This window comes from Aurantibacillus circumpalustris (genome assembly GCF_029625215.1).
Lineage (GTDB): Bacteria > Bacteroidota > Bacteroidia > B-17B0 > Aurantibacillaceae > Aurantibacillus > Aurantibacillus circumpalustris.
In genome coordinates this window covers 4,101,518-4,114,091 of the sequence record NZ_CP121197.1, presented here as the reverse complement: position 1 = coordinate 4,114,091, position 12,574 = coordinate 4,101,518, and the positions used below count along the sequence as shown (strand labels likewise).

The following is a 12,574-nucleotide window of genomic DNA, read 5'->3' as shown; positions in this document are numbered from 1 at the left end:
GTTAGTTCACACCTGTTGTTTGTTTTGTGTCTTACAAAAAACACTTTGGTATTTCTCGTTCTTTTAAATTTTCAAAATATTTATTTGGTCTGAATATAAACGCCATCTCCTGTGCCCATCCAAATTTTATTGTCTTTTGTTTGTTCAATTGCAAATATCCCTTCAAAATTTGTCTTTCCCGATTGTATCCATTTATTACCTGAATAAACACTATAATTAGAATTTTCGGCACACCATAAATTATCCTCATGATCTATATTTAGTAATTTGCAGCCAAAAGATTTATCTGATTTTAATATCTCACTTTTTTGCCCATTAAAAGTAAATAGTGTAGGATGCTCCCCACCAATTGAACTTGACAGTGAATAATCAATTGATACATAAACCTCATTTTTACTGTTAATTTTTATGTTTCTCAAATTATATGGACTAAAGCCTAATTCTGCGCGCCCATACTTAGTCCAATTGTCATTACTTTTTTTAACTAAATAGGAAGTACCTGCCGATTCGAACACAGCTAACCAAAGGTTGTCGTTCTTATCTATGGCTATACTCTGTATAAGATTTACTGGCAATTTGGAATTCTTAGGAGTAAAAACGGTAAAGTTTTTTCCATCATATTTTACCAGTCCTCCCAGTTGATGTCTACATGAGGTAAACCAAATCGTATTCTTGGAGTCAACTACGATTGCACTAACATAGTCTTCAGGTATCTTCGAGTTGTGCGAATTAAACAGTGTGAATTTTTTTCCATCGTATTTTATTAGTGCGTTGTTCGCTATCCAAATGTTTCCATTCCCATCAATTTTAATGTCGGGTATGGATACTGTATCATTAATGCACGAATTTTTAGAATTGTAAAAAATAGTTTCTTTACCATCGTACCGTATCAATCCGTTTTTAAATGTTCCTATCCAAGCAATATTATTTTTATTAATTGCAATGGATGTCACAAAAATGTGATCCAGAATTTTTTTATCGAATTTTATTGGAAGCGTTACATTCTGCGAATTAGAAAATGGAATACTAAAAACTGCAAGGGCTAAAATCAGAAATAGTTTTTTCATATGTTATTTTTTATTTGTGGGATTTGGGTAAAGAGACGTAATTTATTTTCGGCTATAGTCGATTGGAAAAAATCGCGAAACAACTAACCTTAAATTTTTAAATGAAATTACGGAAAACCCCTGCAAAAACAAAATGAAATAAAGATCCTTGTATGCCCTTATTGATAATGTAAGGGGAGGAGGTAGGACATTTTTTTGCCTAGCCAAAACCTGGAAAATTAGTTGTGATTTAAATAAAAAATACTTCTACTAAGCTCGAACTATGCACTTTCATCAAACATAATTTCATCAGAATCGCCTACTTTATGTTTTTCTTTTTCAATGAGTAAGGTGAAATAAAAAGAGGAGCCTTCGCCTTCAATACTTTCTACCCATATTTCACCTCCATTTTTTTCTAAAAAGCCTTTTACCAATAACAAGCCAATTCCAGCTCCTTTGCCGTTCTTTCTTGTTTGTGAAAGGGTTTTCATTTGTGGAGTAAAAAGTTTTTGCATGATTTCTTCCGACATACCAATTCCGTTATCTTTCACGCGAACAATAATTTTTCCGTCCTGGCTTTTTGCAGAAACCGTTATCTTTCCTCCTTTTTCAGTATGTTTTATCGCGTTTGAAACAATGTTTTGAATAATCGAAATCAACATTTTTCGATCTGCAAACACTGAAGTTTCTTCTTCAATTTCATGATGAAGATTTACAGCGTTAACTAAAGCACTTTCGTTGAGAGAAGCAAATACTTTATCAATGTAGTCGGTTAGTTTTAGTTTTGTTGGAGAAAAAACATCAGATGCGTATTTTATTCTAGCCCATTCTACTAAATAGTCTAACATTTCTAATTCATCGGTTGATGATTTATAAAGCAAGTCAAGCATTTCCTGAACGGCTACCGGCTTCATTTTATGAAAATTTTCTTTCAAATATTTAGCTGTTCCAATAATTCCTGAAAGTGGACTTCTTAAATCGTGTGAAAGAATTGCCAGAACACTCTCTTTATGCGTATTGAGATCCTCTAATTCTCGCACATATTTTTTTATAGCATCTTCCGATCGTTTTCTATCTGTTAAGTCACGTAAAATTTTAACGTAACCAAACACCTCGCCGTATGCATCAATGAGTGGAAAAACCAAACCATAGGCATAAAACAGACTTTTGTCTTTAGCAATGTGCCATCGGTTATCTGTTGCTCGACCATCCTTTAAAGCTGTTTCAATTTCACTTTTCGGAATTCCTTTATTAAAATCTTCCTCAGTAAATATTAAATCGAATGGTTTTCCAATAACTTCTTCTGTTGTGTAACCAAATATTTTTGTGGAGCCAGAACTCCAACTATTGATAATAAATTCTTTATCGATAGTGAAAATGGAATAATCTTGTAAGCTGTCAATAACCTGACTATAAAATTCAGTGGTGGGTACGTATCTGTTTCTAAGAATTTTCTGATTGTTCTGATTGTTTTCCATTTTATTTAGCTCTTATGTTTAATTGATGTATTAGAACCTAACCTGTCATTGCGGGAGGTAAATAAGAACTGGCGTAAACCACCTATTTTATTGTTCACCGTGAATGTACGCTATTTAAAGCAGGTTTCGTTGCTAATGAAAAAAAGGAAGCTGTATAAGTTTGTTCGTAAAGGAAATTGCGATTACGCAAGATAACAAAGTAAGGTTTTTGACGACCTATTCTTCATCGTTGAGCGAATCAATACCTTGTTCTTTGAGTTTCGCTAAGGCGTCTTTCATGGTTTTAATTTGTTCGGCAGAATGACCTTGCCAAAGTGTTACTTCACCCACCACTTTAAAGGGATGTGTTGAACGATACGATTTTGTTGGATTACCCGGAAATTTTTTATCCGTTAAATCAGGATCATCTTCAATAGGGCCTGTTGGTTCTACTAAATAAATTCTTTCACGCCCGTCACCAAAAGCAAGTTCAGCGCCCCAGATAGAGGCATCTAATGTTGCTGAGAGAAAAATGTACTTCGCGTTTTTTCTTTTTCCGAAATTGGAATTGAAACCCGGCTCAATGAAGCCTCCAATGTTTAAGTCTGCTTTTGTCCCGTGAAAATAGGTTTGAGCAAAGGGGCTGAGGCCTTGGTTGAGAGGGTTGTTGCCTTTGTTTTTAGCCATCGTTTTAGCTTGTAGTTTTGGTTTTATTTTTTATGTGTAAACTATTTGTAACGGAATCAGGCCTGGCGCCGGCCGCGTCCTAAAATGCCGCCGGTTGCTATATTACTCCGCTGTCCAACGTGAATTTACAATAAACCGAGCAAAAGTAAAATAAAAAAATGTCCCGAAGGGGCAAATGAAGAAAAATTGCTTTTGCGTGCATAGATGTCCCGGCTGGTGCTAGGCCCGTGTTATGCGGTCGTGCGCCTTTGCTCCAGCATCCTAAATCATCGAGGTGCTGTCTATTGAAATGTTAGTAGTGAGTTGTTTTTTGGATCGATTTTGAAATTGCTTTTCATTTTTTTAATAAAAAATCCCCTTCCTAATCTTTCACAAACTTTCCATTTACTTGCCTTCCTTCATCTAAAAAACGAATAAAATAGATACCCGGAGAAAGAGTAGAAATATCAATGTTTAAAGAATGATTGATACGATAATCACTAAAGGATGATTGAAAGACCTCCTGCGCAGTATTGCTAAATATTTTTACTTTTCTCTGCGGCATGTTCCCGATGGTCTCAATTGTTATAAAATCCTTTGCAGGATTTGGAAAGATCTTAAGTTTTGAAAAATCATTGCTTACTTCACTACCAATACTAACAAGCGAGGTACATTGTCCGTTAACTATTAAGATCGTCTGTACTGGCAAGTTCATATGTGTAAAGGAACCATCGCCTAATTGTCCCGCACTATTATTTCCGCAAGTCCAAACACTGCCATCATTTTTGAGAAAGATCGAATGACTGTGTCCAGCAGCTATTGCAGTAATGCCTGATAACCCACTCACTAGAACAGGCGAACCCTTGCTTGTATTTGTTCCGTCACCCAATTGTCCCGCACTATTATTTCCACAAGCCCAAACACTGCCATCATTTTTCAGAAAAAGAGATACCCGGGCTCCTGCTCCTATTGCGGTGATACCTGATAGTCCAATTACCTGTACTGATATTTTATTGTCTATATATGTTCCGTTGTAGCCGCACGCCCAAACACTACCGTCATTCTTCAGAAAAAGGGAATGCCACTCACCTGCGCCTATTGCTTTTATACTTGATAATCCGTTCACTTGAACCGGTATGTTCCTATCTATAACTGTTCCGTCTCCCAATCCGCCAAAAAAATTATATCCGCAAGCCCAGACGCTGCCGTCGTTTTTCAGAAATAAAGAATGGTATCTTCCTGCGCTTATTGCAGTAATGCCGCTTAAACCATTCACTTGTGATGGTAAATTTTTGTTTGTATTTGTACCGTCTCCCAATTGTCCATATTCGTTATAGCCGCAAGCCCAAACGGTGCCATTATTTTTTAGAAAGAGAGAATGACGCTCTCCCGCCGACACTGCAGTGACACCTGAGAGCCCGTTCAACTTTATAGGAGTACTGCTAATTGTGGCTGATCCAATTCCCAACTGGCCGGATGAATTGTCGCCGCAAGCCCAAATGTTACCATCATTTTTCAGAAAGAGCGAATAGTTTTGTCCACCACTTATTGCAATAATACCAGATAGCCCATTCACGTTTATAGGTATATTATAGGTTGGATTTATTTCGTTGCCAAGTTCCCCAAACGCATTATATCCGCAGGCCATCGGAGATCCGAAAGTACTGCATAAAAAATACGAAGAACTTGACATACAACCCGAGGCGATAATTTGTGCTTTTAGGTCGCTGGACATCCAGAGCAGAGCAATGTTAAAGAGTAGTAGATTTTTCATTGTGTGTGGTATTTGAGGCTATTTATTGGTTCTTGTCAGGCCGAAACATTGTCAACCGAGATACAAAGGTAATAATTCAGATGAAAAAGTAAAGCCGTCGTCCGAGGTTGCATGCCGCATAACGGATTGCGGCTACTTGCAGTTTTTTGCTATGTCCAAGTTATGCATTTGAGCGTTAACACGCAAAAAATTGCCAGTAGCTGTTAGCGGGTCGTGCCTTATATGTCCAGAACGATTCTAGTATTTGCCTTGAGTGTTTGAATTTGATCCTTTGTCAAAGCGCCGAGCCTTTTTTTAAGTCGGCTATTGTCTATTGCACGGATTTGATCAACTAATATATCTGAAGCCTTGTCAAGTTGGTCTTTTTTTAAATGAACTCGTAACAATTGAATGTCCTTATTTACTTTTGAAGTCACCGGACACACAATAGTTGATGGATGAAATTCATTCAATAAGTCTGTTTGAATAATTACAACAGGTCTGGTTTTTCCTGGCTCGGTCCCTATTCGTGGGTTCAGGTCTGCAAGCCAAATATCATATTGTTTAAGCTTCATCTATCAACTTTTCAAATTCGTGTAATATGGTCATTGAGTCAGCTTTCGTTAGTTTAGATTCCTTCTCGAGTTGTTTTTTTAAAAGACGTCTTGAATTGTAAAGATTGTAAATACTTACCGCTTCGTTAATGTAACGATTTCTTGCAAGTTTTAACTTTGAAGTAATTTTTTCGGCGTCATTATAAATTTCGTCGTCAAGTTTTAATGATAAAGTTTTCATGTCAGATTGTTTTTATAAAGGTATATATTAAAAGTATATACTCCAAATTTATTTTTGTGTCAGTTGTCCTAGCGGAGTCTGTCAGGCGTGCCCGCTAACTACCTACTAACCGCCAAAAAAGCGACAACAAATAGGTTTACACATTTGTAAGCAATTGTTATCGGCTAATCTTGATTGCATGGGTTTTCAATAAATAACAAGATACGAATTGTATCAGATATTTAAAAGTGATGTGATTAATTTGGAAGAGACTTCGAAACTTTTCCTGTTGCACATGTCTCGGCTGATATTAAGCCCCGTGTTATGAATACATGCGGCTTTGTGAACAAAACTCAACGAAATAAAAAAGGGCTGTCTTTTTAAGACAACCCTTTTACTAAATTCTAAATTTCTGATTTCTACTCCACCACTATCTTCCTGGCTGTACCAGAACTATTTTTATCGATCACAAAATAAATTCCAGCACGCAGATTCTTGATCTCAACAGAGAAACCATTTGCCGCCTCCAGTTGTATAGTTCGCACTTGCTGTCCAAGTTCGTTAACAAGCGTAAGATCTAGCGGCACATCTGACTTTAATATAAATGTTCCATTACTTGGATTTGGATATACAAGCCATGCTGTAGTATTAAAGTTAAATTCGTTCAAGCTGTTGCAAGTATTTACTTTGGCTTGTAATACTAACTCAGCTTTACATCCTTTAGAATCGGTACCAGTAACAGTATAAAGAACACTTGCAGTTGGCGTGATTACAAATGAAGTTCCGGTGTTTGTTGCTCCAGTCGCACTTGTCAATGTAAAACTCTGAGCACCACTTGGTGTTAGAGTATTGGTTTCAGATTTACAGATAGCAGTTCGTGTTGCTACAACTGTTAATGTTGGTAGTGGATTTACACTAAGCAGCAGAGTTTGTGTAAGCGGACAGTTTGTGGTGAGCGATGTTGTTGTTGCTATAATTGTAATAGTCGTAGTTTGTTGTGGCTGAAAAATAGTAGTACCTGATGTACCATTAGTTAGACCATTAAACACATAAGAAGTGGCGCCGCTGGCCGTTATGGTTGCAGTTCCGCCAGCACAAATACTAGTGTCGACCGGAAATGTAACATTAGGAATGATGGCTGCAACAACAATTGTTTTTGTAGCTGTACAAGTATTGGCACTATGGCTCGCAGTTACAGTATACACATTTGTGGTGCTCACTGTTGGTGTGTAAGTTCCTGTTGATGGTCCATTAGTCCATACAAAACCACTTATACTATTACCACTTGCAACAAGGTTCACCGTTTGTCCTGAGCAAACCAACGTTTTATTAGCGACCACGTTAAATATTGGCATATTGTCTACTATTACAAGTTGTTGGGTCAGTCCTGTGCAATTAAGAGTGTTGGTGCCCATCAATGTATAGAGAGTTGATGTTGCTGGCGAAACAGTTATTTGAGAACCCGCTCCACCTGGTGTCCAGCTGTATGTTCCACCGGTTCCGGCACCAGAAGCATTTAGAGTTGTGCTCAGGCCTTGACATATAGTAGCAGAACTTGCAGAAGATGTAATAGTTGGAGTGACTTTAGTAGTGATGTTCAATGTTGCAGTACCATTGCATGCGCCGTCACTAGCTATAACTGTATATAATGTATTTGCGGTTGGAGATGCTACTACCGTACTACCTGTAAATGGTCCGGGCAACCACGTGTAATTGGGAACTGCGGAAGTAGCTGTAAGTGTGGCCGTTGAACCTGCACACACAAGCGTTACCGGCGCAGTTGCTGTTACCACCAGAGGTGCAACCGTTATAGTAGTGGTTGCGTTTGTAGTACCACAACCGTTTTGCCCCATTACAGTGTAAGCAGCTGTTGCCGAAGGTGTGAATGTTTGTCCATTCACCACACCGGCATTCACCCAGGTGTAGGTGAGTGCGCCTGAAGCTGTGAGTGAAACTGTTTTTCCTAAACAAATGTTGTTGCTTGGATTTGAGATACTGATGACAGGTGGAAGGGAACTTACCGTTACACTTCTGGTGGTACTTGTACTACAGTTCAGCGAACTGGTAGCCACAAGAGAATAAACAGTATTGGTGTTTGGTGCCACCACGATGGAATTGGTTGTCTGCCCTGTACTCCAAGAGTAATTACTGGTTGCGTTGGTTGTTAGGGTGAGTGATTGTCCACTGCAAATCGAAGGATTTAAACTATTGGTACCGGAAGAATAGATGGAAATGTTACATAACTCTGTAATAAGTACCAAGCCGTTTCCTGTAACATCGGGATCGGACACAAAACCGGTTTGACCTGATTGAACAGTAATACCACTGATAAGTCCTCCAATGTAGCCTGAGCCGCCGCCAGCTCCACCAGTATTTCCAGGACTACCTAAGTTACCTCCGAACCAACCACCACCACCACCACCGCAAGTACCGGCGGTTGTTCCAATTGCTCCAACTCCGAAAGTGCCACCAGTAGTACCACCAGTGCCACTATTTCCGTTTCCACCAGTTACTCCACCACCATTACCGCCAACACCAGCATATCCAGAGCCACCGCCACCGCCGGCAACTATAATAATTGCGGATGTGTTACTCGATAAAGCACTTAAAACCCCTGTTACTGTTGCTATATGTGACGCGCCACCACCACCAGCTCCTATAACAGTACTTCCGTATCCTTGTCCGCCACCATTCCAACCACCATTCGCAAATGCGCCTGAAGAAGGTCCTAAACTTCCTTTACCTCCTGCTGAAACGTATACGGTCGTTGTAGAACTAAGACTAAATGTTCCTGCAGAATAACCTCCTATACCTCCAGTCGGTTGGTTCACAGCTGATTCTCCCTTTGCTCCCCAACACTGAACGGAATAAGAACCTGCCTGAAGGGCGATGGTTTGCTGACCTCCAGTGTAACTGAACGTGTAAGTTGTTTGTGAGTATGCCGTAATTGAAAACAGGGCCAACGCAAGTGCTAATAATTCCGTTTTTGCACCTGATACTAATTTGTAAATTTTTCTTTTCATGGTGTGGGGTATTTTATTTTGTTCGAATTATTGTCTTAAAGTTTTTTCTATTTTCTTTTATACAGTTAATGTTTTTTGATAGTAGATCTAAGTTATTAAATATATGGAGTCAAAATGCATTTTTTTTAATGCAGTAGGTTAAAAGTACAGTGCGAAATCGGAGTGTTTTTCAATCTGGGGCTACTGTTTTGTAGGACCCGTAATTGTCCGCTGGCTTGTAATTGTTCTGCCACTTAAAAATCCAAGTCTGTCGCCCCTTGTAAGCAAACAAAATAAACTAACCTATTTCCGATCAATCCGTAATGATCAATTTGCCTGTCGCCATTTTTTCACTGTCCTGTATGATCTCAAAAAAATAGACGCCAGATTTTAAAGAACCCTTTTCAATAGTCGTGCTCTCGCCAAAAATTTCTTCGCGGGTCATTACTTTCTCTCCAATATAATTATAAAGATTAAGATGTGCCTTAGTTAAAATGGCGTTAAACGAAATAGTAGCAAAGTCGTTAAAAGGATTTGGAAAAACGGAAGGAGCTACATCACTTTCGTAAGAGTCAATCCCAACGCGCAAATCGCACGATGCCCCAACAGTTGGAACATAGGCTATATCATTTAAACTGAAACATTGCAGAGTATATCCACACTCCATCACTGGCCCAATCGGTTCAACTAATCCCGCAGTATTTCCTATTCCTTCATATAGATACGGTTTAGATTTCGACAACTTAAAACGTTTGCGATATCCGTAGGGTGTAAAAATGCTGTCTATCGCGGTAACTTTAATATTAGTTTCCCAACTCATACATAATTGGGGAAGTGTATCCCCAACTTGTAGATTGAAGTCATATAATAAGCATTCGCTACCACTTTGATATTTAAACATCTTTTTTGCCAGATGAGCGTAAATAGTGCACATTATAACTAAAAGTATATTGGTACGATGGCGGACAATATTCCTGCGAGGGACCAAAGGGCCCAGGGTAGTACCAGACCTGTCCCTTTTCCCGTATTATCTTGTACACCAACGAATTTATTATTGTGTCACCAGTAATGTAATAGTTGTATTTTTTATTCTCAATACAAGAACTGGTTTGTATTTGACATCCACTAGATATCGTCCAAACCGGGTTATTCAGAAAATAAGAATTCACCTGCGAAAAAGAAACGCTAGCGGTAAATAAAAGTGCCACGATTAAAATGCTTACGTAATGTTTTTTCATGGGTCTCTATTTTTATTATGTTTTTTGTCTCTGTAATTATCTTAGAATTCGCAAAGTATAACAAAACATACACTACTCGACTATGGCATATGCGTTTATGTAATTAACTTAATGGAGATTAAATGGGTTTTAATTTAATCTAATATAAAAAATATCTCTGATATTTAAAGTAAAAATTATTGATTTAGTGGAGATATAGAAATTTCACACGACATTGTAAGAAAATCAAATGTGTTATGCCGTAATTAAAAATGGAAAGAGCGCAAAATAAATTTCAGTTATTTGTTTCTTTACGCAACCCTCAAAATTTTTTCCATTTTCTTTCCTTTCGCTAACTCGTCCACCAATTTATCTAAATACCTTACTTGTTTTGTGAGTGTATTATCAATTTCTTCTATCCGGTATCCGCAAATTAAGCCTGTTATCAAATGAGCATTTGGGTTTAGTTTGGCTTTCTTAAAAAAGGATTCAAAGGTATCATTCTTGTCAATCAGTTCTTGTAGTTTCTTATCGTCAAAGCCGGTTAGCCATTCTATTACCTGGTGCAATTCTTTTTTTGTTCTGCCTTTACGCTCCACTTTATTAATGTAAAGCGGATAAACGGTAGCAAATGTCATTTTAGCCATGCGCTCATTATGCTCTGCTGTTATTTTCATGCTATTTTAATCTTTCAAGTTGTCCTTTTCTTTTTACTATGTTTTTATAATCCCATTGTATTTCTCTCGATTTTTTAAGCCAACGTTTTAAGTCTTTGGTTTTAATTTCTGAAACATCATTGTAGAAAATAGAGGCATCTTTAAATTTTTCACCCCTTACATTTAAATTTTCTTCTTCAAAGTCTGCGCCACTCCAAAACATAAGTCTCAATCCTTTTTTTTGTTTACTGTAGCCAACAATTGGATTGCCTTCTAAAAACCAAACAGGATGAGCATGCCAAATTTTATTTTTAGATTCAGTTAGTTCATTGTCAATTACCTTCGCAAGTAGTTCGCAAATTTCTTTGTCAGCCGCCTCTTGCCCATCATTGTAGGATTTAATTTCTTTGTTCATTTCAGTGTGAATAGTTACGTTTTACTTTTGCAGTCGCTGTAATGGTGACTGCCATAGTCTAATATAAATTTACGAAAACAAATAGAAAAATAAATAAATTTCTTGATGTTTTCATTAGCATACTTTTTTTACCGATTGAAATCTATGGAGTCGTAACCTTAACTCCATACAGTATGGCCGCTTCAAGCACATCTATGTTTATGTCTTTTATCGTTTTAAATTTAATGCAATACCCGGTCACGCTCGCCTTACCTAGTTTTTTTCCATACGTTTTGGTTAAATAGGTCTTATCATCTATACCAATTATATAAACGGAGATTCCAACTGTGTTTGCACTTAGGCCAATTTGATAAAACTCTCTTGTTTTTCCATCTGCATAGTTTATTGTTTGAAGTCCATATCCTATGTTAGGATTAGAAACAATTTTACCTTTATCGTCTCTACCGTCTAAGAACCATAATTTACATTTTGGTAGCACTAACAGTATGCGCTGATGTAACGTTTGCATTTCGCTATGTTTTGGTTCGGGTTGAGTTGAGATATACTCTTTGATTTGTTTTTCTACGTTCATATCGATGTAAAATTATGGCTGCTTATGGCTTTTATTCTTGATGCTAATAATTTTTCTAAGCTATTCAACAACACATGTCTTGTTTCATTTTTTAGTGTTTAATTACGCCGCTTTCAGGATTGAAATATATGTGCAGCTACCGAGTTGCGCAAATTTATTTATCGTTTTTTTTGTTTCGGTTAAAAAGTAAATGTGTATCGATGTTTTTTTGTAAGCGTACTAGCCAAGTTCGACGGTTTAAAAGTAAATGTTTATTAAATCAGTAAATACATAAAACTATGTACTTAATAAAATGCATTCAACAAATCAATAACAAGCGTTTCTCGCCAGTTTTTTCTTTTGGTGCCCGGTGAATACAAGGAAGCGTTTTACTTTCAGGATGATCAACCGCTAAGCGCCATAAGTGACCTATTCCTAAGTTGATAAGGTTTGCGTTTGTTTTAGCTTGATAGTGTAAATCAAAGAAATGTTCACTTAAAAAGGATTCAAATTTTTCATCTGATCCTTGAAATAGTTTTTTGAGTTGCTCACGAATTTCGGGAACAAGCACTTTTTGTTCGGCTTGGGAATTTTGTAATATTTCACTCGCCTCGCCATAGTAAGTACATAAAAAGGTATCGGTTGGTATAGGAGAGCGATCCACATGAAAAGAATAAACATCGGTTGGAAAAAAAGGGTAGGTATCATCCATCTCATAATACTTGATCAGATTAAGGGTTGGAGATGCACCATGAGCTTTCAACAATTTCATGTCATTTAAAAGAATTTCACGTGCTAGTTGTCCCTCTTTAGTCAACTCAAGTTCAAAAAGATTTTCTTGACTGACTACCGTTATATTTTCTTTTAGTTCTAACTTATGTACAATCTCAGAAAAATCACCTCTTAGTTCACGCGTCCAGCTAATCGCGTTCATTTCCCCATGAAAAGGCGTGGAAACAAGGTCTTCAAAGCTCGCAACGCAATAAGTTTGATTTTCAGGAAGCGATATATTTTTCATAATAAGTTTAGCGTTTTATA

Annotated in this window: 13 protein-coding genes; all 13 read right to left on the bottom strand. The window is 37.4% G+C overall.

The features are described 5' to 3' along the window. Window positions 1-80 precede the first annotated feature (80 nt). The gene (locus P2086_RS17080) at window positions 81-1,067 is read right to left on the bottom strand and encodes a ligand-binding sensor domain-containing protein (protein ID WP_317897973.1); all 987 of its coding nucleotides are present in this window, start codon (window positions 1,065-1,067) and stop codon (window positions 81-83) included. A 260-nt stretch (window positions 1,068-1,327) separates the two neighbouring features. Beyond that, a complete protein-coding gene (locus P2086_RS17075; protein ID WP_317897972.1) occupies window positions 1,328-2,524 on the bottom strand; it encodes a PAS domain-containing sensor histidine kinase in 1,197 nt (398 codons plus the stop codon). 216 nt (window positions 2,525-2,740) lie between these two features. After that, window positions 2,741-3,190: an NAD(+)--rifampin ADP-ribosyltransferase gene (gene arr / locus P2086_RS17070; protein WP_317897971.1), complete on the bottom strand. Its 450-nt coding sequence runs from the start codon at window positions 3,188-3,190 to the stop codon at window positions 2,741-2,743. A gap of 361 nt (window positions 3,191-3,551) precedes the next feature. Beyond that, window positions 3,552-4,943 (bottom strand): T9SS type A sorting domain-containing protein, encoded by a 1,392-nt coding sequence (locus P2086_RS17065; RefSeq protein ID WP_317897970.1) that lies wholly within the window; start codon window positions 4,941-4,943, stop codon window positions 3,552-3,554. Window positions 4,944-5,161: 218 nt separating this feature from the next. Continuing rightward, window positions 5,162-5,497 (bottom strand): type II toxin-antitoxin system PemK/MazF family toxin, encoded by a 336-nt coding sequence (locus tag P2086_RS17060; protein ID WP_317897969.1) that lies wholly within the window; start codon window positions 5,495-5,497, stop codon window positions 5,162-5,164. Then, a complete protein-coding gene (locus P2086_RS17055; RefSeq protein ID WP_317897968.1) occupies window positions 5,487-5,717 on the bottom strand; it encodes a hypothetical protein in 231 nt (76 codons plus the stop codon). Before P2086_RS17055 ends, P2086_RS17060 begins: the two co-directional genes overlap by 11 nt. Window positions 5,718-6,115: 398 nt before the next feature. Next, the gene (locus tag P2086_RS17050; protein ID WP_317897967.1) at window positions 6,116-8,719 is read right to left on the bottom strand and encodes a glycine-rich protein; all 2,604 of its coding nucleotides are present in this window, start codon (window positions 8,717-8,719) and stop codon (window positions 6,116-6,118) included. Window positions 8,720-9,011: 292 nt separating this feature from the next. Next, window positions 9,012-9,599, bottom strand: coding sequence for a T9SS type A sorting domain-containing protein (locus tag P2086_RS17045; protein ID WP_317897966.1), 588 nt, complete (start codon window positions 9,597-9,599; stop codon window positions 9,012-9,014). Then, a complete protein-coding gene (locus P2086_RS17040; protein ID WP_317897965.1) occupies window positions 9,592-9,936 on the bottom strand; it encodes a hypothetical protein in 345 nt (114 codons plus the stop codon). The genes P2086_RS17045 and P2086_RS17040 overlap by 8 nt, the downstream gene beginning before the upstream one ends. A 290-nt stretch (window positions 9,937-10,226) precedes the next feature. Continuing rightward, window positions 10,227-10,592, bottom strand: a complete 366-nt coding sequence (locus P2086_RS17035; protein WP_317897964.1) for a DUF2200 domain-containing protein — start codon at window positions 10,590-10,592, stop codon at window positions 10,227-10,229. A 1-nt stretch (window position 10,593) separates the two neighbouring features. Then, on the bottom strand, window positions 10,594-10,986 hold the full coding sequence (locus P2086_RS17030; protein ID WP_317897963.1) for a DUF1801 domain-containing protein: 393 nt from the start codon (window positions 10,984-10,986) through the stop codon (window positions 10,594-10,596). A gap of 142 nt (window positions 10,987-11,128) precedes the next feature. Then, on the bottom strand, window positions 11,129-11,557 hold the full coding sequence (locus P2086_RS17025; RefSeq protein ID WP_317897962.1) for a hypothetical protein: 429 nt from the start codon (window positions 11,555-11,557) through the stop codon (window positions 11,129-11,131). Window positions 11,558-11,855: 298 nt separating this feature from the next. Further along, entirely contained in the window at window positions 11,856-12,554 is a 699-nt protein-coding gene (locus P2086_RS17020) for a DUF1826 domain-containing protein (protein ID WP_317897961.1), read from the bottom strand. Between the last annotated feature and the right edge of the window lie 20 nt (window positions 12,555-12,574).